General features: G+C 47.7%; 21 protein-coding genes and 1 other annotated feature. Of the genes, 8 read left to right on the forward strand and 13 right to left on the reverse strand.

The window, feature by feature from the left end; translation table 11 throughout:
• Positions 1-9: 9 nt before the first annotated feature.
• From JYB87_RS10105 to tsaB, 4 genes are read right to left on the reverse strand one after another with little or no spacing between them, the layout of a single operon-like run.
• Entirely contained in the window at positions 10-900 is an 891-nt protein-coding gene (locus JYB87_RS10105; protein ID WP_207353384.1) for an alpha/beta fold hydrolase, read from the reverse strand.
• 37 nt (positions 901-937) lie between these two features.
• Positions 938-1,690, reverse strand: a complete 753-nt coding sequence (locus tag JYB87_RS10110; protein WP_228729836.1) for a M50 family metallopeptidase — start codon at positions 1,688-1,690, stop codon at positions 938-940.
• Positions 1,635-1,925: a hypothetical protein gene (locus JYB87_RS10115; RefSeq protein WP_207353385.1), complete on the reverse strand. Its 291-nt coding sequence runs from the start codon at positions 1,923-1,925 to the stop codon at positions 1,635-1,637. Before JYB87_RS10115 ends, JYB87_RS10110 begins: the two co-directional genes overlap by 56 nt.
• Positions 1,926-1,979: 54 nt before the next feature.
• A complete protein-coding gene (tsaB, locus tag JYB87_RS10120; protein WP_207353386.1) occupies positions 1,980-2,690 on the reverse strand; it encodes a tRNA (adenosine(37)-N6)-threonylcarbamoyltransferase complex dimerization subunit type 1 TsaB in 711 nt (236 codons plus the stop codon).
• A gap of 310 nt (positions 2,691-3,000) precedes the next feature.
• On the opposite strand from tsaB, the gene hemB reads away from it, so the two are divergent.
• Positions 3,001-4,008 (forward strand): porphobilinogen synthase, encoded by a 1,008-nt coding sequence (gene hemB / locus JYB87_RS10125; protein ID WP_207353387.1) that lies wholly within the window; start codon positions 3,001-3,003, stop codon positions 4,006-4,008.
• A gap of 69 nt (positions 4,009-4,077) precedes the next feature.
• Here the strand turns inward: hemB and JYB87_RS10130 are convergent, their stop codons facing one another.
• The 9 genes from JYB87_RS10130 to JYB87_RS10170 form a co-directional block, all read right to left on the reverse strand.
• Positions 4,078-4,284, reverse strand: coding sequence for a hypothetical protein (locus JYB87_RS10130; protein ID WP_207353388.1), 207 nt, complete (start codon positions 4,282-4,284; stop codon positions 4,078-4,080).
• 43 nt (positions 4,285-4,327) lie between these two features.
• The gene (locus JYB87_RS10135) at positions 4,328-4,669 is read right to left on the reverse strand and encodes a hypothetical protein (protein WP_207353389.1); all 342 of its coding nucleotides are present in this window, start codon (positions 4,667-4,669) and stop codon (positions 4,328-4,330) included.
• Positions 4,670-5,066: 397 nt separating this feature from the next.
• Positions 5,067-6,695, reverse strand: a complete 1,629-nt coding sequence (locus JYB87_RS10140; protein ID WP_207353390.1) for a methyl-accepting chemotaxis protein — start codon at positions 6,693-6,695, stop codon at positions 5,067-5,069.
• Positions 6,696-6,920: 225 nt separating this feature from the next.
• On the reverse strand, positions 6,921-7,442 hold the full coding sequence (locus JYB87_RS10145) for a DUF6702 family protein (protein WP_407695811.1): 522 nt from the start codon (positions 7,440-7,442) through the stop codon (positions 6,921-6,923).
• Positions 7,432-9,912 carry a M1 family metallopeptidase gene (locus tag JYB87_RS10150; RefSeq protein ID WP_207353391.1) on the reverse strand — a complete coding sequence of 827 codons (2,481 nt, stop codon included), beginning with the start codon at positions 9,910-9,912 and terminating at the stop codon, positions 7,432-7,434. Before JYB87_RS10150 ends, JYB87_RS10145 begins: the two co-directional genes overlap by 11 nt.
• Positions 9,913-10,166: 254 nt before the next feature.
• The gene (locus JYB87_RS10155) at positions 10,167-13,040 is read right to left on the reverse strand and encodes a bifunctional diguanylate cyclase/phosphodiesterase (RefSeq protein ID WP_228730006.1); all 2,874 of its coding nucleotides are present in this window, start codon (positions 13,038-13,040) and stop codon (positions 10,167-10,169) included.
• Positions 13,041-13,738: 698 nt separating this feature from the next.
• A complete protein-coding gene (locus JYB87_RS10160; RefSeq protein ID WP_207353393.1) occupies positions 13,739-14,035 on the reverse strand; it encodes a hypothetical protein in 297 nt (98 codons plus the stop codon).
• A 516-nt stretch (positions 14,036-14,551) separates the two neighbouring features.
• Complete coding sequence (locus tag JYB87_RS10165; protein ID WP_207353394.1) at positions 14,552-15,043, reverse strand: hypothetical protein; 492 nt, start codon at positions 15,041-15,043, stop codon at positions 14,552-14,554.
• A gap of 315 nt (positions 15,044-15,358) precedes the next feature.
• Positions 15,359-17,431 (reverse strand): ATP-dependent DNA helicase, encoded by a 2,073-nt coding sequence (locus tag JYB87_RS10170; protein WP_407695812.1) that lies wholly within the window; start codon positions 17,429-17,431, stop codon positions 15,359-15,361.
• Positions 17,432-17,704: 273 nt separating this feature from the next.
• Positions 17,705-17,821 (forward strand) — a sequence feature (His leader region).
• Positions 17,822-17,865: 44 nt separating this feature from the next.
• Here JYB87_RS10170 and hisG point away from each other — a divergent pair.
• The 7 genes from hisG (at position 17,866) to hisF (ending at position 24,496) form a co-directional block, all read left to right on the forward strand.
• Positions 17,866-18,765 carry an ATP phosphoribosyltransferase gene (hisG, locus tag JYB87_RS10175; protein WP_207353395.1) on the forward strand — a complete coding sequence of 300 codons (900 nt, stop codon included), beginning with the start codon at positions 17,866-17,868 and terminating at the stop codon, positions 18,763-18,765.
• 5 nt (positions 18,766-18,770) lie between these two features.
• Complete coding sequence (hisD, locus tag JYB87_RS10180; protein ID WP_207353396.1) at positions 18,771-20,093, forward strand: histidinol dehydrogenase; 1,323 nt, start codon at positions 18,771-18,773, stop codon at positions 20,091-20,093.
• Positions 20,090-21,136: a histidinol-phosphate transaminase gene (gene hisC, locus JYB87_RS10185; RefSeq protein ID WP_207353397.1), complete on the forward strand. Its 1,047-nt coding sequence runs from the start codon at positions 20,090-20,092 to the stop codon at positions 21,134-21,136. Before hisD ends, hisC begins: the two co-directional genes overlap by 4 nt.
• Before the next feature lie 84 nt (positions 21,137-21,220).
• Complete coding sequence (gene hisB, locus JYB87_RS10190; RefSeq protein WP_207353398.1) at positions 21,221-22,288, forward strand: bifunctional histidinol-phosphatase/imidazoleglycerol-phosphate dehydratase HisB; 1,068 nt, start codon at positions 21,221-21,223, stop codon at positions 22,286-22,288.
• Complete coding sequence (hisH, locus tag JYB87_RS10195; RefSeq protein WP_207353399.1) at positions 22,288-22,983, forward strand: imidazole glycerol phosphate synthase subunit HisH; 696 nt, start codon at positions 22,288-22,290, stop codon at positions 22,981-22,983. Before hisB ends, hisH begins: the two co-directional genes overlap by 1 nt.
• The gene (hisA, locus tag JYB87_RS10200) at positions 22,980-23,717 is read left to right on the forward strand and encodes a 1-(5-phosphoribosyl)-5-[(5-phosphoribosylamino)methylideneamino]imidazole-4-carboxamide isomerase (protein WP_207353400.1); all 738 of its coding nucleotides are present in this window, start codon (positions 22,980-22,982) and stop codon (positions 23,715-23,717) included. The genes hisH and hisA overlap by 4 nt, the downstream gene beginning before the upstream one ends.
• Positions 23,699-24,496: an imidazole glycerol phosphate synthase subunit HisF gene (gene hisF, locus JYB87_RS10205; RefSeq protein ID WP_207353401.1), complete on the forward strand. Its 798-nt coding sequence runs from the start codon at positions 23,699-23,701 to the stop codon at positions 24,494-24,496. Before hisA ends, hisF begins: the two co-directional genes overlap by 19 nt.
• Positions 24,497-24,500 lie beyond the last annotated feature (4 nt).

Below are 24,500 nucleotides of genomic sequence, written 5' to 3' on the forward strand. Positions count from 1 at the left end.
CGCGTGGCATTAGACTTTTGTCCCGTTTAAATACGAATTAATTGCACTCGCAACTGCTGCTGCATTTTCCATATGCAGATGGTGATGCCCGGCTAATTGGCTTAGGGTTAACGCCTGATACCAGGCTTTTGCTAATGCCACATTGTCGTTCAGTGACTTATAACCCTCGGTGCCACTTATCAATAAGGTGGGCGCACGCACTGGGCTCATCAAGGCTTGCACCTGTGCATCGGTCATTCGCACCGGGCTTACCCAACGTAACCTTGGGTCAATCCGCCAAAATCGTCCCTGCGCATCTTGCCCCAAATTTCGATCTAAAATCAGCTCACACCAACCTGGCTCTAACCCGGTTAACTGCTGCCGTTGGCTGACTAAACTGGCTAAATCCACATAATGCTTTTCGCGTTGGCGCGGTTTGCGATGCTGGCGCAAACTCTTTTGCAAGCGACCACGACTATGGCTCGCCTCTTCGCTCAACGGCGCAAAGGCTTCAATCAGTATCAATTGCTGTAGCGTATCGCCGCAGATTGCAGCGTAAGCACCCGCCGATATTGCCCCAAGTGAATGGCCAATCACCGCGAGCGGCTGGCAATCCAACGCAGCTAACAGTCGATCGATATCCAATAGATAATCGGTCCATTGCAGCGGATAACTGCCAGGGCGCCAATCAGATAGTCCATGTCCGGGCCAATCAAAGGCAATCAAGCGATAGGAAGCGCTCAGATATTGCGCTAGCGGCGCAAAACTCATGGCGTTATCCAGCCAACCATGAAAAGCCACCAGCACTGGCGCAGATTTATTACCCCATGCCAGTGCGGCGTATTGCTGACCGTCGATGTCAAAGGTCAGTGATTCAGCGGCGGAAGGTTGCCATAGTTGTTTAGGTTTGTCAGTGCTCAACTCTACTTTTTACTCATTAAATAGAAGAATTTGCTACTTAATTAGGCAGTTGTTTAGTCGCTGCATTAATTCGCCACCAACAACAGAGCAAGGCGAACACGCCACAACCAAACCACAGCAGCACCCAAATAAACGCAGGAAGGAAGGTAATATCTGCCAGCATCGCCGCATCACCGCGATCGCTGATCCCCAGTAATACTGCAGGACTCGCCAAGGCATTGAGCAACACAATCAGTGCCATTAACCGCAGCGCACCGCGCATAATCAGCGTTTTGTAGAACTTCAGTGGCAGTAAAAATAGCACCGCCAGCGACACCATAATCGCGATAGTCAGCACATCGCGGCCCCAGAGCAACATGCTGAGTAACACGCCGATGCCAAACACCAAATAACTGAACTTCACCGCCGTACGGCTACAGGCCAGCAGATACAGCAGTGCGCCCCATGTGGCTGCGCCGGCATAACCGCTAAAGCCAATCAGTACCGGCCAGCCGCCGGCGGAATAACATAAGCCCGCGCCATTGCTGAACAGTTCGATATGGCTCACCTGCCCGCCTGAAATCAACGCCGCTAACGCATGAGACAATTCATGAAAGTAGCTTTCGAGCCATTTAAACGGGATCGAGACGACCGGCAGCTTGGATAACACCAGCGCCAACAGCAACTCCACCACAAATTGACCGTGGCCAGGTGTGGTGGGTTTGAATGAATTCGAAGAATTTAATTGTGGGTGATCAGGCATAAACATCGACGCCAACCATTTTGGAAATGGCTTCGCGCTGATCGGCATGTTGAGTCAATAGATATTGAGAGATGGCTTGGGAGTGCGTGTTGGTATCACTGTCATATTCCATGCGCGCTTGATACTTGGCATTTATCACATCAGCATCAATGCTGATATCGGTAGCGGCAAGTTGAACCGCATCCGGCTGTATCACCTTTTCCTGAGTGGCTTGCGGACGATTGCCCGCCACCGCCTGACTCAGTCGCGGGGTATTGTTAATTGATACTGTCGGAATCGCCATCAAGTTTCAGTCCATTTTGAAGACAACACGATTAAGGTAGGTGTTGCCCACCGATTATTCACGCCCCGGCAGTTTTTTCCACGCAACAGTGTCACGCAAATAAACAGGCTTGAGTTCATCAACCGAGGTCGCTAACCCTTGCTGCCAACCGTGCTGGGCTAAAGCAAGCATAGCATTGGCATCGGGATATTTCACGGCGTCAAGCAAGGTCATTGTTGGTTTAATATGCAGCAATTCTGGGTAAGTTTCAAATCCCGTGCCGCAGCAGTAGACCGGCGCCTCATTATCAAAAGGCACACTCAGCGCTTCAGGGGCAGACACTTGCTCAATCGCCACTTCTTCCGCAAGGCCGTCAACCGCTTGATAAGCCGCCCAATAGATTTCGCCCATACGCGCATCAATGGCACACAGCACTTGGCTGGCGCCGTGTTCAGCAATTGCCTGCTGCGCCATCGCCGCTAAGGTTGAAATGCCAATCACCGGGATTTCACGGGCTAAGGCGAGCCCTTGTGTCATTGAAGTGCAGATGCGAATGCCGGTAAAACTGCCTGGGCCACGACCATACGCCAGCAAGCCGATATTCTCCATGCCGATCTCCGCCTGCGTTAACAAACTTTGCACCATCGGCAACAAACGCTGGCTATGCTCACGTGGCGCGTTGGCACTCTCATGCCAGCTTCCGGCTGCCGTTTGCAACGCAGCAGAGCAAAGTTCGGTACAGGTATCTAACGCCAAAATAGTGGGCGTTGTGGCAGTATTCGACATCGACGATTCCTAAACATTTACCGCCGTCACCGCAGCGGTATGAAAAAAACGCCGCAATGATACCACCAAACGTATTGATTCCAATGGCTAAGATTCGCCCTCGACGCTTTCGGTTGCTGATGATTTGTGCAGCTATCGCACCCTACTGCGGGTAACGGAACAAAACATTTGTGATCGAATTCATAGTTTGCTTAAGTAAAGCCTTTATATTCTCAGCAGTTTCTACTGAACCACACTCTAATAGAGCAATCTCAAGTAAAGTACGCCTTTCGCTTGCTTTACCCGCAACTGCTTTAACTAAGGAAAGCTCATGTCACAAAGCCAAACAAGTTTTGTCGCTCCGTTACGCCGTATGCGCCGTTTGCGCCGCTCTGAGCCACTGCGTGCGATGGTGCGTGAAAACCACATCAATCTGGATGATTTGATCCATTGTATTTTTATCGAAGAAGGCATCACTGAGCCGGTTGAGATCAAAACTCTGCCAGGCATCAGCCGTTTTCCAGAAAGCATGTTGGAAGCAGAAATCAAAGAACTGCAACAACTGGGCGTACGCTACATCATGCCATTTGGTATTTCACACCATAAAGATGCCAATGGTAGCGATACTTGGAACGACGACGGCCTGCTGGCACGCATGATCAAAACCATTAAAGCCACAGCGCCTGAAATGATTGTGATCCCAGATATCTGTTTCTGTGAATACACCGACCACGGTCACTGCGGCATCATCGACGCGCATCATCACGTCTGTAACGATGTCACCGTTGAAAACTTGGTAAAACAAGCGGTATGTGCGGCGAAAGCTGGCGCCGACATGCTCGCACCTTCTGCAATGATGGATGGTCAAATCCGTGCGATGCGCGATGGTTTGGATGCCGCGGGTTATGAAAACGTGGCGATTTTGGCGCACTCAGCCAAATTTGCTTCAGCTTACTATGGCCCATTCCGCGAAGCGGTTGCCAGTGAACTTAAAGGCGATCGTAAAGGTTACCAACTGGATTGTGCTGACGGCCGCCAAGCTTTGGTTGATGCAATGCTCGATGAGCAAGAAGGCGCTGATATTCTGATGGTAAAACCTGGTCTGCCATATCTTGACGTGCTGGCGCGCCTACGTGACCGTACTGACCTGCCGTTGGCGGCGTACCATGTGGGTGGCGAATATGCCGCGGTAAAATTTGCGGCGATGGCCGGTGCAGTTGATGAACGCGCTATCGTGACTGAAAACTTTATCGCCTTCAAACGTGCTGGTGCCAGCGTGATTGTGAGCTACTACACCAAGCAATTCGCGCAATGGTTAGCAGCAGATAAACAAGCCTAAGCGTTAGTTTATTCCGCCCATTAAAAAAGAAGGCTACGGCCTTCTTTTTTATGTGCCATACAGTTAAGCCTACTCGTTCACAACGTGTGTCTTGTTGGTGCCCCGCGACTTAACACAATAATAACTGAATAACACCACAAAAATGCTGGCCGCCACCGCCAGAAAATAATACCAATTGGCATCTTGAACACCATTCAACAGCCCGTAAAGCCAATAGCCAACCACTCCGCCGCAACTGCCTTTCACCGCGTGTTTTACCGCATTAGCTACATCCATTTATCAGTTCCTTACTTCCATAACACACTAATAACTCTCTGGTTTACAGCCGCCCCAAGTGCTTTTCAATCAAATCTGCGATTTTCAGTTCTAACAACTCTTCAAAGCGTTCAATATCAATACCATGTTTATCAAAATAGATGGTCGCTTTTTCAATCGATAAATTCTTTCCACCGAGCTGATATTGAATTTCAGGGAGCTTTTTGTCGTAGCGCGGAATGATGGACCAATCCATCGCCTCGTAGGCCAACGCCTCAAATTCCGTCTGGGCGTAACGGCAAAATTCCTCAATATAATCCACGCCGGTTGGCCCTAAACAGCCCGGCTCAACCCGATAGATTACTGTTACACGAAATTTTTTATCGCAATCACTTGAGCTTGCCATGCTAACTTTCTTTCATCCATAACGTACTGTGAGTACAGCCATAATAACCGATAACTCAATGCAAATGCGCTACGCTTTCACTCGTCTTTCACTCATCGTTTAAATCATGCAAAGTTCATCTAATCGAAGGATGGTGTAGGGAACATCCGAGAATCGTACGACCGTACATAACGCCCATTATAAAACGTTAGTTACAAGGCCAAATAGCCATCATTCATCAGCATGAAGGAAAACACTAACATTGGCTTTTGACAACGCTCATTGTTTACTAGGTGCCATTTATCATTCTCAGCGGAGTCAGCGAGAAGCGAACTCAGCCTATGCGTGTTCACAATGGTCGAAATTGAAGTTAAATGGTGATGAGCACCTTACTCATCACCACGGACAACATCTTATCTCAAAACTGGAAGCGGCTGACTAAGCCTTTTAATTGCTGCGCCAATTGCTGTAGCTCAGTACTGGCGATTGCTGTTTGCTTCGCACCATCAGTAATGGTTGACGATGAACCTTGGATATTGTTGAGGTTTTGATCTACTTCTCTTGATACCGCGGCCTGTTCTTCTGCCGCGCTGGCAATTAACAATGTGCGTTGACTAATGTCTTTAATTTGCGACGCAATCTCTTCAATACTTTGCCGGGTCGCGCGAGCATTTTGCTCCATCGCCTGCGCTTGCTGATGACTTTTTTGCATCGCATCAGCCGCTTGACGTGATTCCTGCTGCACCAGCCTTATTGTCGATTCAATTTCAGCCGTAGAATTCTGAGTACGCTGGGCCAAGGTTCTCACTTCATCCGCAACAACGGCAAAACCGCGGCCTTGATCGCCAGCTCTTGCTGCCTCAATGGCAGCGTTGAGCGCCAATAAATTCGTTTGCTCCGCAATGGCACGGATCACATCAAGCACCTTACTAATATCATCGACGCGTTGCGCTAGATCGCTTGATAGCTGATTAGAACGGGTAATTTCTTTACCTACCGCGACAATTTGCTCAGTGGTCTGTTCAACTTGTGCAAAGCCAAGCTGAACAGAAGACTCTGCTTTTTCTGCTGCATCAGAGGTAGACTGCGCGTTGAGAGCAACCTCCTCTACCGCGCTGGTCATTTCAGTGACGGCAGTAGCAGCTGATTGGATCTCGCCATTTTGAACATTGAGTTCCTGTTGGTTAGATTCGGCTTGCCGATTTAACAACACGGAGGCGCTTGATAGCGCTTCAGAAGCATTGGAGATCTGGCTGATAGTATCTCTCAGCTGCCGCTGCATATTTTGCATTGCACGCATGACGGCAGCAGGCTCATCAGAGCCCCTATTATTAATGACATGGTTAAGATTTCCGCCAGCGACGGCCTCAGCGCTTTCAATGGCCTCGGCGAGCGGTCGCACTATGCTGCGAGTAAACAACACGCTAATCAGCCCCATCAAGGTAAAGCTTACCAATAGCACAACACCAATGGCCGTCATGGCGAATTCGTAGCGTCTATCGCCAGCGTCACTCGCTTCTGTCGCACCTTTGTTATTAAATTCAATCATCTCCTGCAGCGCTTGTTCGAGCTGCTTAGCAGTCGGCTCCATGTCCATTAATTTGGCAAAGGCCTGTTGATTGAGGTTTTGCTTAGAAATGTTCAAAAACTCTTCATGCTGCTTCAGATAATTTTGTTTCGCTTGACGATAGTGCTCAAACAGTTGCTTTTCTTCATTGGATTCGGGATCGATAAGCTGACGATAGCGCTCTTCCGATTTTTCAACATCCTGCATAATGACGCCGAACTGTTGCTCAGTCGCACGCATGTCCTCTTCTCTGGACTGCTGTACATGAGTGAATTCAGAAACACGGAGCTTTTGCGTAAGGTACAACAAGGCGGAGTTTTGTCTGACACTGGGCAGCCAGTTGTTATTGATCTCTGTCGATGCATTATTAAGCTGATTCATCTGCTGCACAGCGAATGCAGCCATCAGTATCATGATTACAGCAATCAAGCCAAAGCTTACGCCAGCTCGCCAAGCAATTTTCATGTCGCGCCAATTCATAATGACTTTTCCATCAGAGAGAAACTAGTTAAAAAAGTGTAGCAAAGCGCAGAAAACCCATTGGCTGAACGGGCAATTCTTTGAAAATATTTCTGATGGTTAATTCACAATGATTTACGCTTAACGAAATAGAACGAGGAGGTAGGCCATGCCAACCAAATCACCAAGTAGTTTAATTACTGACTAGGCAATTTGATGGCATGCCACAAGGTTGCAATGCAAAGACTAGTGAGGGTGTTTAAATTCAACGCTTAGCAGTTCGATGTTGTCGCGGAACGTCAGGGTTTGAATATCACCACGCCCTTCGACGTTGAGCGTGTTGATCTGTGCTGGCCACAAATCACGCAGCGCATTGTGACGAATAGTGAGACCTTCGAGTTTTGGCGGCTGCGCCGTTTCCTGATAGACCCAGAAAAACTTACCCTCGATTTCAAAGCCGACGGTTTTCAGCGCCAGTGGCGCTGAATCCGCATCTAACAACGCAAAACGCTGCGCGACATAGTCGGCAAACGCTTGCTGAGTTGCTTTATCACCAAGAATATCCGCCTTTTTGTCGAACAAGGCTTTTACCGCGTGCTCCGCATCATGCAGGTTAAACCGATGCATAATTTCGATGTTTTGCGTGCGCGGATTAAACAGCACCGTAGTAATCGCCGCTTTGATCTGATGGGCGAACGCAACTTGCGCCGCCATCAATAGCAGCAGCGCAACACTCAGCTGAATAATACGCAGCGGTTTAGTGGTCATGCTTGGTCTCATCTTTCGCGTCTTTTTTCGCGTCTTCGTCGCTCTTCAGCTCAGTTTTGATGTCGTGCATCAAATCCATCTTGACGCGGTCTTCGCTCTTCTTGTCTTTATACGCTTCAATGCGTGACGGAATAATGCGGCGTGGGTAGTAGTTGTTTTCGACATCCACATCGGCAGTTTCCCAACGCGGATCAACTGATACACTCACCAGCTCTTTATTCTTGTCAGTCACAATCAGCTTAGATACCGCTTTCGGGCTCCGACGCCAGATCTCCGCCGGAATACGCACAGACTCTTTGGTACCGTCGGCAAATTCCAGCTCCAAAAGAACTGGCATCACCAAACCACCCAAATTACTAAAGTCCATCACATAGTAATTTTTGTCTTCACGTACGGCGCGCTCCAACGTATCTCGTTCCCATGGTTTGAGCTTTTTCAAGAATTCACGGTACTTGTTGCGGTCTTTGTTGGTCACAGTGTACTGGTCGTTTTCATCGTAGAAGTCTTTGATATCTTCAAAACGATCCACCCACAGTTTGCGACCTTCTTCGCGGTTACGCTGATCGGTCAACGATTGTGGCTTATCTTGCTCGGCCTGCCGTTGACGCTGCAAATCGATGTCTGGATCTTTGGTGTCCAGTCGCAATTTGTAGACGCGGTCAATCGAGATATCGACATGATCGGTAGTGTAAAACCAGCCACGCCAGAACCAATCCAAATCAACCCCAGAGGCTTCTTCCATGGTGCGGAAAAAGTCAGATGGCGTTGGCCGCTTGAACATCCAGCGTTGAGCATATTCTTTAAAGGCAAAATCAAACAGCTCACGGCCAAGAATGGTTTCGCGCAGAATATTCAGCGCCACCGCTGGCTTGGTATAGGCGTTTGGCCCTAAGTGCAGTACGGAGTCAGATTGGGTCATGATTGGCACTTGCGATGAGCCTTTCATGTAACCTACAACATCGCGCGGCTCCACACCCCATGGGATTTTAGGGTCCCATTCACGGCCAGCAACACCATCTAAAAAGCTGTTTAAGCCTTCATCCATCCAAGTCCATTGGCGCTCATCCGAGTTCACCACCATTGGGAAGTAGTTATGGCCAACTTCGTGAATGACCACCCCAACCAGAAAACGCTTCTCAGCCAGTGAATAGGTACGCGAACCATCATCTTGCAGCTCGGTACGCGGGCCGTTGAAGGAGATCATTGGGTATTCCATACCGCCGACAGGGCCATTGACTGACTGCGCAGTTGGGTATGGATAGTTGAAGGTGAAACGGTTATACACGTCCAGCGTATGCACCACGGCTTCAGTGGAGTATTTCTTCCACAAATCGCCGCCCTCTTTCGGGTAGAACGACATTGCCATCACATGCTTTTGCGGGCCGTCTTGCTCAATGCCTTTGGCGTCCCACATAAACTTACGTGAAGATGCCCAAGCAAAATCGCGCACGTTGTCGGCTTTAAAGCGCCAAGTTTTGGTTTCATCAGTGCCCGCTTTCTCGTTTTCGAGCGCTTCTTCCTCGGTCACGATAAACACTGGGCGTTTAGCTGTTTTAGCTTGCTCAAGACGATCGCGTTGTACGCTGGTCAGCACATCTTTCGGGTTTTGCAGCACACCTGTAGCAGATACTACGTGGTCTGCTGGCACCGTCATCGACACATCATAATTGCCAAATTCTAGGGTAAATTCACCACGCCCCAAGAACTCTTTATTGGTCCATGCTTCATAGTCGGTATAAGCCGCTAAACGCGGGAACCACTGCGCCAACAGAAAGATATCGTTGCCGCCTTCGCGTTTGTCATCAGGAAAATGCTCGTAACCAGAACGGGCTGATACCGCATCTTCTTCAACAATGTTATAGCCATAATCGATAGCAAATTTAACTGACTTGCCTGATTTCAGCGGCGACGCCAAATCGACCCGCATCAAGGTGCCAACAATCACATAATGCAATGCCTTTCCGTCAGCGGTGACTGATTTGATTTCATAACCCAACTCATGGTCAGCCACAAACTGCTGCCGACGCAGCGCGTCTAAGCTCAATTTAGCCGGGCTATTGCCATTGGCGGCTTGGGTTGCAGGGCCACGACCACTGTTGCCACCAAAGGTATCGGTCAGCGCTGACATCGAATCCGGGCGGAATTTGTTTTGATCCAACTGGATCCACAAATACTTCAACGTGTCTGGTGAGTTGTTGTGATAAGTAATCTTTTCAGATGCATCAATGCGTTTTTTGTTTTCGTCGAGTTTAGCGTTAATCACATAGTCGACTTGTTGTTGCCAGTATTGATGACCCGCCTCACCTGCAGCGTTGCGGTAAACGTTGGGGGTTGGCAGCACTTCATCTAGTTGTCGAAACTTATCTTCAAAGTCGCCTTTGGTTTGTTGTATTGCTGCATAACTAGTTGGAACAACCAGTAAGCCGAGTACTGGCGCTAACCATAGCAGACGCGTTTGTCGCGCTCTCATTCGATTTCCTTCTAACGTATTGGGGGGCAAAAGAAACAAAAACGCTATGGTATAACATTTTTAACAATTAACGACGGGCGATCGTAACGTTAGACGTCACTAATTTGTAACAAGATGGCAATGGAAAGTCGCAGACGACATTCTAGATGTGGATTTGGAGAGTGCCTTCAGCCAACAGCTAATTTGGTGTTTCTATTGAAAAACAGAAAGTGAAGACCCTCTTCGGCATCAATTCTTAACATCGTGACAATTCATTAAGAGTTAGTCTGTTGTGGAATGGTTGTATTGAATTGTTGAAGCACGTCATAAAAATCATCATAAAACAATGGCTTGGAATACAAATAACCTTGAATATTAAAATAGCCGATACTTCTGAGCGTATTCATTTGTGCGGTTGATTCTACACCTTCGGCAATAGGGATCAGATTAAGCTCTTTGGCCAGACTCATAGTAAACACCACAATATTTCGACTAAATTCATCGGTGTCGATAGCTTGCACAAAACTGCGGTCTACTTTGATTTCATGCGGCTTGAAAGTGCTAAGATACTGCAGCGATGAATAGCCAATGCCGAAGTCGTCAATCGATACCAAATATCCCAACTGCTTAATCTGCTTAAGTAATTCGGTAACTTTACACTTTTCTGTCATCAACGCTGTTTCGGTAATTTCTAAACAGATGGATTGGCGAGCAAGGCGATACTTACTAACGGAGGCTTCAAGAGTTGGTAAAAAATCGTCGTCAGTAAGTTGAACAGGCGAAATGTTTAATGACAGCGTAAAAGGAAAATTAACTGAAGATTGCAAACGTTGGTAATCAGCTAATGCCTGTTCTATAACAAATTTACCTATCAAAGAGATTAATTGTGTTTGTTCGGCCACAGGTATAAAGCGATCGGGCCCAACATTGCCCAACTCAGTGTCATGCCAACGGAGCAATGCTTCTGCGCCAATAATTTGTTCACCGTCCATTGAAAACTGTGGTTGGTAGGCCAGCGCAAGGCCATTCTCAGTCTGATTTAGCGAAAACCTTAAACGGTTTTCAATGACTAAAAAGTCACTTAATGCTTGATCGATTTCCTTGCGATATACCTCAATTCGGTTTTTACCTAGCTTCTTCGCTAGATACATGGCTGCATCGGCGCAACGCAATAGATCGCCAACAAATTTGCTGCTTTCTGGGTAGGTTGCGATACCAATCGTGGCACTGACAAAATGATGAACTCGGTCGACAACAAACGGCAATTTCAACATTGCCAACAAACGCTCACCTAGATTAATTGCCTCCGCCACCGTTGCTCGAGGGAGCAATACCACAAACTCATCTCCTCCCCAGCGAGCTAAGGTAACTTTCTCATCTAAGCAACCATCGAAGCGTTGACACACCAATTTTAAAACCTGATCGCCAGCAGCATGTCCAACCGAATCATTAATATTTTTAAAATTATCCAAATCAACAAGTAACAATGCAAAAACACTATTATCGTCCTCAGCTTGCTGCACCAAGGCGGCTAATTTTTGTTCGAGACCATAACGATTACTAATACCTGTCAAACGATCAAAATTGGCTAACTGCAGCAGCCGCTCTTTCTGTAACAGCTGTTCACTAATGTCTTCAAACAACGCCACAAAATGACTCACGTCACCAGTTTCGCTATGCAACCCAGTCAGGCTTAACATGGCCGGATACTCAAAACCGTCTTTGCGCCGATACCACACTTCGTTGCTCCAAATGCCATTGCGAAACACATCCGCCCAGTTCTGGTCATAGAAATTTTTGCTGTGACGACTCGAATACAACATTCTGAAGCTTTCACCCGCCACTTCTTCTGCTGGGTAACCAGTGATTTGTTCAAAGGATGAATTCACTCGCACCACTTTGCCAGCCGCATCCAGAATAACTATCGCTTGTCTGACATTCTGAAAAACCCTTTCGTTCAGCCTTAGCTCAGTGTTTTGCTGCTGCAGCTCATTGACCAGTTTCGACAACGAGCGTGACAGACGTGCGATTTCACTTTCGCCTGAAAAACTGGGGATTTGCGTGTTTAATTCGCCTTGCCTTAACTGTTCAGCAGCTTGGTCGATAAGTCTAAGCGGAGCCAGCTTAAACCGAATAAATAGACCCAATAGTGCAGCTAATATCAGCGAAAATAGTAAGCCGAGCCATAGGATTCTGTTATGAAGAGCAATGGCGGGAGCAAATGCAACGGCAGCAGGTTTGTACGCAACAACACGCCAGTTTAACGACTCTGTGTTGTTGCTTGCGCTAACAACGGCAGTAGCACTCAAATAGTCCTGTCCGTCTGGCCAACGCATTACTTGTGGTGACAGATTTTGATTAAATTTGAATTGAGTGAACGCCGGTAGCTTCTCATCACTCCATACTTCAGAACTCAGTAACAACTCGCCGCGAGAGTTATAAATAAGTAATTGAACGGCCGTACTCTCTAACTTATCAAGCAGCCGGTTTTTTTCCTCATAGGCCCAATCCAAACTTAAATGGGCGCCGAGCACCCCCAAAAATTGATCCTTATTACTAATAATTGGTACGGAAATATCCACTAAACGTAATAAGCCATCACCATATTTGGGTTTGGGTAAGTGCTGAGCCAGTAGAAACGCATCATGAACATCGACAAAGCTCAGTCCATTCTGACCCTTAATAAACCATTCTCTTTGCGCAACATTTTTGCCAGCAAGTAAGCCAAATATGTCGGTCTGAATCACGCCGTTGGCATCCGTGATTCCAAGGTATGTAAACTGTGGATAGGCATCACGCACCCGTTGCATCAGTAGCTGTTTCTCAGAAAGGGGAACGCTGCTGTCGGTCATTTGAGGAAGATTTGCCAGCAAAACCACCTGTTTGGACACACTTAGCATATGTTGCTGTAAACGACTCGCCATGGTCGATGCCAGTGTGTTTAGCCAAAAACTTTGTTCTTTTTTGATTTGCTCTTGGACAAAGCGTCCCACAACTTCGCCCAAGGATAATACGATTAAAATAACAATCGTCACCACCCACACACCCAACTGCATCGAAATGCTATGCCGAAAACCTAGGTATTGGCTTACAAACATTTTTTTGAAATGAGCCGCACTGTTCGCCGGCTTTTGCTCACCATCTAGCATTGGATCCACCGAGTCCTTAGTGAATGATTTATTGATGTTTTCTTACGTTAGGTATGCGATCAGTCAACTGATGTAATTTTAGCCTAGTCGAGTTGATTCAGAACTCAAGTAAAGCAGAAGACAAGGTTTGGGTTTTATCTAAGCACGTGTTGCGGATTGCAGATGCCAACCTGAATATCCTCAGCATTGATCGTCGTAAAACGTCCCTTCCTCTACCGTATGAATGCATAACTCGCCTACACAAGCAGTAATTTAGCACCACACTAACGCTATCAGGCGTTCAAAAAACAAACAGAAACAAACATCACAAACTAGCAACACCTATGACAGATAACGCCAATAACTCAGTGAGTTTATTTGCTCCCACAAGTCGCTAACACCTGCCAAGTCAAGTCTCCTTGCCAATGGCGGCGGATCTGCGCTGGATAGGTAACTAATTTGGAACAAGATTGGAAACGTGGGATAAGCGGTAACGTTTAATGGTTAGCAACCTGCGGTTGCATTGCTGAATGACTGACGCCATTTCACGCTAACGCGTGGGAAAGATTATGGCTTCGCCATATCAAACTTCGTTTGCAAAAGCGCGAATTAAACAATAAACATACCCAAAATTGTTATTTAACATTTATAGAAAAATTTTCGATAGTGGATGTATGATAAAAATCATTCAAATCTTCAAAATTTTCACTAATATTATTTTAATAATCTACACCTTCATAATTTTTAAATGCTGCATATGTCTTAGGTGTACCAATAATACCAAGTTCAGACCATTCTCTAGGTTTACTCAATACTGAACAGCCTAAATAAACCACTTTATAAAATATATTATAAGTACCAGACCCCAATAAATATGAAACACTCAGATTGTAGTTCTTCTTTATTTTTTCTCTAGGCATTAATACAGCGACTTCCTTCATGGATACATCAGGTAGACGCTTTTCCATGGCAGAAGTGAACAACCATTTAACCTGTTCTCCATCCGTCCTTGCCATATAAAAATCATGTGCTTCATCAACAAAGCCTTTAACATCAGTTTTAGACCAATTTATAAAGCATAAAGGTATCTCGCTGATATTTTCAAAGTTAAGTTCAAAAAAAATATCTTAACTTGAATATGATTATTGTTCGGCATCAATTTTTTAACGGAGATGCATAAGATGAACTATAAAATAGTAACAACAAAACAACCATCAATCTTAATATTTTATTTCCCTATAATTTTTGCATGAATCGATGAAGTTTGAACGTGCGTCATTTTCACTATTATCATTCACATCAGATTCTTCCATAATAGTTTAATTTATATCAGAATATGATGTTACTTCCTAAGATTTTTATCAACCCCAAAATAGCTACTGACATAAATTTTCCATCACCATCCATACATCAGTCCATATCCACTTTCCACTAGAAAAAAGTGATAAGGAGTCATATCGCTAAGTAAACACGATCATTTATCTAACTAAAAGGTATCTCGAAAATATAGCAGCGATCCAACTTACGCATTGTCACTTAGTAGCATTATATTCTTTATCGTATTTCAACACGCAGTAACTTGCATGTTCAAAATGTTCAAATTTTGGACTCCACATTGAATCTAATTCTGCTAAACTGTAGCCAGTATTCAGCATAAAAGCTCGTGGAGACATATTTCCCTTTTCAACTTCAATACTCATCCATAGTGAAAACAATGCTCGAAACAAAATAAAATAAAAAACTATCCCAAATAGTAAAATCAAAATATTTACCAATGACTGTTCTTTTAAACGCATTAAATTAATAAATATAAAAAAACTAAAGAAAATCACATTTAGCGCTAATACCAATAAAAATGGACTGATGAGCGAGAAATGTGTCGGACTCCAGAATTGGTATAAACAAAAGGGCTTAGGAAATCCAACAACAGAAAAAATCACCAACACTTCAAATAAAAATGCCATCAATACTGAGCAAAAGATTGATTGGTACAATACTAAATTACTGTGCTTAATATTAAACATCGCTCAATTCACCATAGATTTTCACTATTGTTCTTACCCTATGCCATTACAAAAAATTGTTCAAAATTAGTCTGGTAGAACTAGCAATGCATCACATAACTGACTCTAAACGGGGAAAATCATTATGCTCAGTACTTTGGGACACTAGAGCTTTTATTTTTTTATCTGACGTCAACCACAAATATCACAGGATAACACTGATAATTCCCACCGCAGGCAATTAACTGCCTAAAAACAATCAGCAAATGAGTTGCTACCAAAGAACTTCTCAACGTTCAGCCAACTCCCACCGCCCCACAAATCAAATAACCCCAGTTATTTGATTTGCTCCAAAAAATGGACAACACGTGCCATATCCCGTGTCCTCGCCATTGGCGGCAATGAGTTTAGAAACGCGGCGCCGTAGTCGCGGTTAACGATGCGGTTGTCACAGAGGATTAATACACCTGCATCTTGCTCATCACGGATGAGGCGGCCAAAACCTTGTTTAAGGGCGATGACAGCTTGTGGCAGGGATATGTCGCGAAAAGGATCACCGCCGCGTTGGCTGAGGGCATTGGCGCGGGCGCGGTAGAGGTTATCGTCAGGGGAAACAAAGGGCAGCTTATCGATAATGACACAAGATAACAGCTTGCCGCGCACATCGACGCCTTCCCAAAAACTGCCTGTGCCGAGCAGCACGGCGTTACCGAGTTGGCGGAATTTTTTCAACAGGCTTTGTTTACTTGCAGTGCCCTGCACTAACATCGGATAGTGACAGCGGCCTTGTAAGGCGAGCGCGGTTTTCTCAAGCATGCGATGGCTGGTAAACAAAATAAAAGTACGCCCTTTGGCGGCGTTAATCGCCTGCAGGCAGATCTCTAACCAGCGCGTAAATTGATAATCGCTGTTGCTGCGCACATCACCGAGTTGCCTTGGTACACAAAACAGTGCGTTTTGCTGGTAGTTAAACGGGCTATCGAGAATGAGCTCATCGCAATCTTTTAAGCCCATGCCTTTACTGAAGTGCGCTAACGAGCGATTGACCTGCAAGGTGGCAGAGGTGAACACCCATTTCTTATCAGCATTAAACAATGCTTGGCACTCTTTGGTCACATCAATCGGTGCCATTCGCAGTAACGGCAAGTCTTTACTTGGCTCAACCGTATAGGCCGCTTGCGGATTATCGCAGGCGAGAAAATGATTGAATTTACCGGTGAGTTCCTGCCACTTTTCAAAGTAATCATCGAGATCGTCATGGCGCCCCACATTCCCGAGTAACACTCGCTCCAAGCTGTGAAATTCATCCAGCAGTTGCCAACTTTGACTAGCAAGGGTTTTATCGGCCAGCACCATGCGCCAATCTTGCAGGTCGCGATTGGTCAGGTTCATGCCCCAATCGCGCAAACGGGTCATCAGGCGGCGAATCAGTTCACCCAATTGCGGCGTATCCCGAAAATCGGCTTCATAGAGTTTTTCCATGCGTTCGAGCATGCGTGTCAAGCTGTTAAGTGATAGCTGCTGGCCAAAATAACTGACGGCAATGTCCGGCAGTTGGTGCGCCTCATCAAACACCAGTGCATCCGCATCGGGCAGGAGTTCAGCAAAGCCGGTGTCTTTTAATACCCAATCGGCAAAAAACAGGTGGTGATTGACCACAATCAGCTTAGCATCGAGGGTTTTCTGCCGTGCTTTGCGAGTGAAGCAGCTGTCGTAATGGGCGCAGCGTTTGCCGGTGCAACTGTCTTTGCTGGAAGCCACCAGCGGCAGTGCGTTGGATTGTTCCGACACGCTGGCAATAGTGCCGAGATCGCCGTCCGACGTTGATGCTGACCACAGCTGGATCCGCAGCAGATCATCTAATACGCGCTCATCCAGCGACTGTGCGCCGTTGAGCTGTTGCTCCAGCCGCAGTTGGCACAGATAGTTATTGCGGCCTTTGAGCAACGCGACTTTGGGGGAGATTTGCAGCAGTTCCAGCAGTGCGGGAATATCTTTATAAAACAACTGCTCTTGCAGGTTTTTACTGCCGGTGGAGATAATCACTTGTTGGCCAGACAGCAGCGCAGGCACCAGATATGCAAAGGTTTTACCGACACCTGTGCCCGCCTCTAACACCAGTGGTTTGATTGGCTTTTCCGTTGCTGTTGGAGTCGCTTTTGCAGTCGCTTGGGCTGCCGAATTCGCCTTCGCTGAGGAATGTTGTGGCTCAGTCTTGGCAAACGTTTTTTTGGCCAGCAAGGCGGCCACAGCATCTGCCATGGTCACTTGTTCATGACGAATTTTATAGCCACGCACACCGCTAGAAAGAGGCCCATTGGCGCTAAAAACTCGACTGACTTCTTGCTGTAAGCGACTGATAAATAACTCCCGAAAAGCTGAGGTAATAGCGACTAACTTGGCGACCAAAGTCGTGTTATCGCAGAATTATCGCTTTTTATAGAGCGACCACAAGCGATAATCCGTAATCAAGCGTGACATTTATTGCGAAAAATTCTTTCACAAGCACAAAAGCTTAAAAAACTATTATTTGTGGTTGCAAAATAAAAATGAACGGATTAAGTTATCTCCACGCTGTTGAGGCCAAGATTGCCCAACACCAACAAATTTCAACTCTGGTGAATGCACGAGAGTTTAGTAAACAGGATTTAAATTCATGTATCAGTTCCAGTTCGGCAACCACCATCACCACCATCATAAGCGGTAGCCTTCGGAGCTGACTGCCGAAGGTGTATTCCTTCTGGCGGTTGATTCAAGATCACTTAAAACCCTCGGAAGGAATTCCGGGGGTTTTTTGTTTATCTGGGCCAAATTTTACGAATCAACAATCAGGGAAAAGCACAATGACTACATCGAAACGCATCAGAATCGCCATCCAGAAATCAGGCCGTTTGTCGAAAGAATCACAACAGCTGCTCAAGCTGTGTGGTGTTAAATTTAACGTGAATGAACAACGTCTTATTGCCCACGCTGACAACATGCCAATCGACCTGCTGCGCGTACGTGATGATGATATTCCTGGCTTAGTGATGGACGGTGTGGTTGACCTCGGTATCGTGGGTGAAAACGTGCTGGAAGAAGAGCAGCTGGATCGTGAAGCGCTGGGTAAAGCCGCTGAAGTGAACAAGCTGCGTCAACTGGATTTTGGTGCTTGCCGCCTTTCATTAGCCGTTCCCAACGAAGTGGAATATAACGGCCCACAAAGCCTTGCAGGCATGCGTTTGGCCACCAGCTACCCTAACCTGCTGCGCCGCTATATGAACCAACAAGGCATTGAATATCGCGACTGTATGCTCAAAGGTTCGGTAGAAGTTGCACCACGCGCGGGCTTAGCAGATGGTATCTGCGACTTGGTGTCTACTGGAGCCACCCTTGAAGCCAACGGTCTGTACGAAACCGATGTAATTTTCCGCTCGATGGCCTGCATGATCCAATCCACCCAAACCCAAGACCCAGCACAGCAAGCCCTGATTGAAAAACTGATGAGCCGTATCAACGGTGTGATTCGCGCCCGTGAAAGCAAATACATTCTGCTGCACGCACCCACCGATAAGCTGGACAAAATTGTGTCGCTGCTGCCAGGTGCCGAAAACCCAACCGTTTTACCATTGAACGATGACACCAACCGCGTTGCAATCCACGCGGTAAGCAGTGAAGACCTGTTCTGGGACACCATGGAAGAGCTGACTGCATTAGGCGCCACCTCAATTCTGGTGATGCCAATTGAAAAAATGATGGGATAATGGCAATGGAATTACTCAATTGGAATCAACTGGACAGCGCAGCGCAAAAAGCCGCGCTGACCCGCTCGCCTTTGGTGGGCGACCAACAGCTTGAAGTCACAGTCAAAGAGATTATCGACACTGTGGTTGCCAACGGCGACAGCGCACTGCGGGAGTATGCTGCCAAGTTTGATAAAGCTGAGGTTGCTAACATTCAGCTGGCGGCTGACGAAATCGAACAAGCCTGTGCTCGCGTCAGCGATGAACTGAAAGCCGCAATTCAGCAAGCGATGCAAAATATCAGCACTTTTCACCAAGCGCAAAAGCCAACACCAATTGCCTTGGACACTCAGCCGGGGATCCGCTGCGAACTGCGCAGTGAAGCGATTGAAGCAGTCGGTTTATATATTCCCGGTGGTAGCGCACCACTGATCTCCACCGTGATGATGTTGGCGCTGCCTGCCAAAATCGCCGGTTGCGAGCGCCGCGTGCTGATCAGCCCACCCCCGATTAACGATGCCATCATCTACGCTGCGGTTGAGTGTGGTGTGAATGAAATCTATCAAGCGGGCGGCGCGCAAGCCGTTGCAGCCTTGGCATTTGGTACAGAATCAATTAAGCCCGTCGATAAAATCTTTGGCCCGGGTAACCGCTTTGTGACTGAAGCGAAACGCCAAGTGTCACAAGATTCGCGTGCTTGCGTCAGCATTGATATGCCCGCTGGGCCATCTGAAGTGCTGGTGATTGCTGATAAAGACGCCTCGCCTGCATTTATTGCCGCAGATCTGTTATCGCAAGCGGAACACGGCCCAGATTCACAAGTGATGCTGGTGACAGACAGTGAAGCGCTCGCCGCAGCGGTTGAAGTGGAACTGGCACAACAGTTGGCCCAACTGCCACGCGCTGAAATTGCCACTCAAGCACTGTCTTGCAGCCGTACTCTGTTAGTAGATGACATGCGCCAAGCGGCAGCGGTGTCAAATCTGTATGGCCCAGAGCACTTGATCATTCAAACTTGCCAGCCACGCGAAGTATTAAAATTCGTCCGCGCAGCAGGTTCAGTGTTCTTAGGTCGATTTACCCCAGAATCAGTCGGCGATTACGCCAGCGGTACCAACCACGTGCTGCCAACTTATGGTTATAGCCGCACCGTATCAAGTCTGAGTTTGGCGGATTTCTCACGTCGCTTTACCGTACAAGAGTTGTCTGCCACCGGCTTACAAAATCTGGGTCAAGCGGTAATGACCTTGGCAGCAGCTGAGCAGTTAGATGCCCACAAAAATGCTGTCGCACTGCGTTTACAAACCATTGAAGCTGAAGCGAACACTTGGTCGGAGCAACTGAAATGAGCAACTTAAATCTGGCTGAACGCCTCGCTCGCCCTGAATTACTAGATCTAGAACCCTATCAAAGTGCGCGCCGCATCGGCGGCCGTGGCGATATCTGGATCAACGCCAATGAAAGTCCGTTTAACCGTACCGAATTGGCGCGTTTGAACCGCTACCCAGAATGCCAACCGCCGGAGCTAATTAACGCATACAGCAAATACAGCAAGGTCCCCGCTGCCAATATCGTCTGTGGTCGTGGTGCTGATGAAGCGATTGAACTGCTGATCCGCGCTTTTTGTATTCCTGGCCGCGACAGTATTGCCATTTTTGGCCCAACCTACGGCATGTATGGCATCAGCGCGAAAACCTTTAATGTGGGTGTGAACGCGTTAAGCCTGACCGAAGATTACCAGTTGCCTGACGACATTGACGGTGTAAAAGGCTGCAAGTTGGTGTTTATCTGTAACCCCAATAACCCAACCGGCACAGTGCTTAGCGTTGAGCGTATCGAGCAAGTGCTGAATCAACTGCCAGATCAGTTGGTCGTAGTCGATGAAGCCTATATCGAGTTTTGCCCAGAATATAGCGTGGCCAAACTGTTAGACAGCTACCCGAATTTGGTGATCCTGCGTACCCTGTCAAAAGCATTCGCGTTGGCAGGCGCTCGCTGTGGTTTCTTAATGGCTAACGTTGATGTGATTTCCATTATCATGTTGGTAATTGCCCCGTATCCCGTACCATTGCCGGTATCAACCTTGGCCGTAAACGCCCTGAGCGATGATGGCATTAGCAATATGTTGGCCGATGTTGAGCTGTTAAAAGCCCAAGGTAAGCGCTTGGCAGATGAGCTTGAAGCGCTCGGAGCAACGGTAGTTCCAACTGGTGCCAACTTTGTATTGGCCTACTTTGAGGATATCGCCAAGGTCAGCCAAGGCTTGAAAGACGCAGGTATTGTGGCGCGCGCCTACCGTGACCCACGTTTGGTCGATGCGATCCGGTTCAGTTTCACCAATGAAGCCGAAACCGATCAGATAATCGCTGCATTAATCGAAATTTTAGCGTAAGCCTTGCGAGCGAATTTCGCTCGCAATTCAGCGCAACCAGAATAATTAAGCCGCAAACAGCGGCCGAATAAAGGTGAATACCCTATGAGTCAGAAAATTCTATTTATCGACCGTGACGGCACTTTGGTAGAAGAGCCACCGGTCGACAAACAGTTAGACCGCCTCGACAAGCTGGCCTTTGAGCCACAAGCCATTCCAGCCCTGCTGAAATTGATGGCCGCCGGTTATCGCTTAGTAATGGTATCCAACCAAGACGGTTTAGGCACAGATTCGTTCCCACAAGCTGATTTTGATGCGCCGCATAATCTGATGATGCAGATTTTTGAAAGCCAAGGCGTTAAGTTTGATGATGTGTTGATTTGCCCACACTTTCCCGGTGACAACTGCAGTTGCCGCAAGCCAAAACTGGGCTTGGTTAAAGATTATTTGACCGCTGGTAAAGTGGATTTCACTACCTCAGCCGTGATTGGCGATCGCATTACCGACGTGCAACTAGCCGATGCTATGGGCTTGAAGAGTTTCCAATACGACCGTGAAAGCTTAGGCTGGGATCAGATCTGCAAACAGCTGCTGAGCCGTGGACGCCAAGCCGAAGTGGTGCGTACCACCAAAGAAACCGATATTCGCGTCAGTGTTGATTTGGATAACGCTGGCGGCAACAAGATTGATACTGGCATCGGCTTCTTTGACCACATGCTGGATCAAATCGCCACCCACGGTAACTTTACTCTGAGCGTACAAGTCAAAGGCGATCTGCACATTGATGATCACCACAGCGTGGAAGACACCGGCTTAGCCTTGGGCGATGCATTGCGCCAAGCCTTGGGTGATAAACGCGGTATTGGCCGTTTTGGGTTTAGCTTACCGATGGATGAAGCCAGCGGCGAGTGTTTGCTGGACTTATCCGGTCGGCCATTTATTAAATTCTCTGGTGAGTTCGAGCGCGATGCAGTCGGCGGCATGGCCACTGAGATGGTGCCGCACTTCTTCCGTTCATTTGCCGATGGCCTGCGCTGCACGCTGCACATTGGCTGCACCGGCGCAAACGAACACCACAAAGTGGAAGCCTTGTTTAAAGCCTTAGGCCGCGCTCTGCGCCAAGCCATCAAAGTGGAAGGTGACGCGCTGCCATCAAGTAAAGGAGTGCTGTAATGACGGCTGAAACGGTAATTATCGATACTGGCTGTGCCAACTTAAGCTCAGTGCGTTTTGCCTTTGAGCGATTAGGCGCCGATGTGTTGGTGACGGACGATGCTGATGCCATTAACGCTGCAACACGGTTAGTCTTGCCGGGCGTGGGTAGCGCACCTGCCGCGATGAGTTCACTCAAGCAAAAGAACTTAATCACGCTAGTACAAGGCCTAACACAACCGGTGCTTGGCGTTTGTTTGGGCATGCAGTTGATGACCGAAAAGTCGACAGAGCAAGGCGCTGTTGCTGAAGACACGCCTTGTTTGGGTTTAATCCCGTCTGAAGTACGTGCATTGGATACACAAGGCCTGCCTACTCCGCACATGGGCTGGAATCAACTCAAACCGGTACTGAAAAATGGCCAACCACATCCGCTGTTTGCAGGCATTGATGCCGGTGATTTTGTTTACTTTGTGCATTCGTTCTGCGCTCCAGTGAGTGATTACAGCATTGCGACCAGCGAATATGGTGAAACTTTTAGTGCCGCAATTGCCGATGGCAACTTTATGGGGGTGCAATTCCACCCAGAAAAGAGTGCCGCGGTGGGCGCAAAAATTCTCGCAAACTTCCTTAAGATCGATACCGCATCGTTAGCCGCCTACAACGCATCACTCGCTGCCGACAAGCAAACAACTTCCACCGGAGGCGCCGCATGATTATTCCCGCAATCGATCTGATTGACGGCCAAGTGGTACGCCTTTATCAAGGCGACTACGGTCAACAAACCACTTTTGATTTAAGCCCGTTAGGCCAGTTGCAATCTTATGAAGCGCAAGGCGCGAAACAGCTGCATTTGGTAGATTTAACCGGCGCAAAAGACCCAGCACAACGCCAAACCAAACTCATCGCTGAGTTAGCTGCGGGATTAAATACCCCACTGCAAGTCGGCGGTGGTATTCGCTCGGTCGAGCAAGTAGAAGAATTATTGGCTTGCGGCGTATCACGGGTGGTGATTGGCTCGTTGGCGGTGCGTGAACCCGAACTGGTAAAAAGCTGGTTTGTGCGTTTCGGCGCAGAAGCCATCTGCCTAGCGCTTGATGTGAACATCAATGAAGAAGGCGAGAAGATTGTCGCGGTTCACGGTTGGCAAAGTGGCGGCGGTAAAACGCTGGAATCACTGGTGGCTGAGTTTGCCCCCGTGGGACTCAAACACGCCTTGGTGACAGACATAAGCCGCGACGGCACTATGACTGGCGCCAATAATTCACTCTATCAGGAGCTGGCGCAAGCCTTCCCAGAAATTCTATGGCAAGCATCGGGCGGTATAGCCACCTTGGACGATGTCGCCGCAGTGCGCGACAGCGGCGCCAGTGGCATCATTATTGGCAAAGCATTGTTAACCAACCAATTCAGCGTGAAGGAGGCAATCGAATGCTGGCCAAACGCATAGTCCCTTGCCTCGACGTAAAAGCAGGCAAAGTTGTTAAAGGCGTCCAGTTTCGCAATCATGAAATTGTCGGTGATATTGTGCCGCTGGCACAACGTTACGCCGAAGAAGGCGCGGATGAGTTAGTATTTTACGATATCACTGCCAGCGCCCATGAGCGCGTGGTCGATAAGTCTTGGGTCAGCCGTGTTGCCGAGCAGATTGATATTCCGTTCTGTGTTGCCGGTGGCATTAAAACCATTGAGCAAGCGCGCGAAATTTTGGCCTTTGGCGCTGATAAGATTTCGGTGAACTCCCCTGCACTGTCGGACCCAAGTTTAATCCGTCGTTTGCACGATGAATTTGGCCGTCAATGTGTGGTGGTGGGTATCGACTCGTTTTACGATGCGGACAGCGACAGCTACAAGGTAAAGCAATTTACCGGTGATGAAGCGGCCACTCGCGACACTCAATGGTACACCCTAGATTGGGTGGAAGAAGCGCAAAAACAAGGCTGTGGCGAAATCGTGCTGAACGTAATGAACTCTGACGGTGTGCGCCAAGGCTACGACTTAGTGCAACTCGGCAAAGTACGTTCAGTGTGCGACGTGCCGTTGATCGCCTCCGGCGGTGCTGGCGCTATGGAGCATTTCCGCGACGTATTTATTCAAGCCAAGGTAGATGCTGCCTTAGCCGCGAGCGTGTTTCACAAAGGGATTATTCCTATTCCAGAATTAAAGCAGTACCTGCGTGAGCAGCAGATCTGCATTCGCGCTGATGATCGCCATCAACGCATCGCTTAACAAC

This window comes from Shewanella avicenniae (assembly GCF_017354945.1).
In the GTDB taxonomy this organism is placed as follows: Bacteria; Pseudomonadota; Gammaproteobacteria; order Enterobacterales; family Shewanellaceae; genus Shewanella; species Shewanella avicenniae.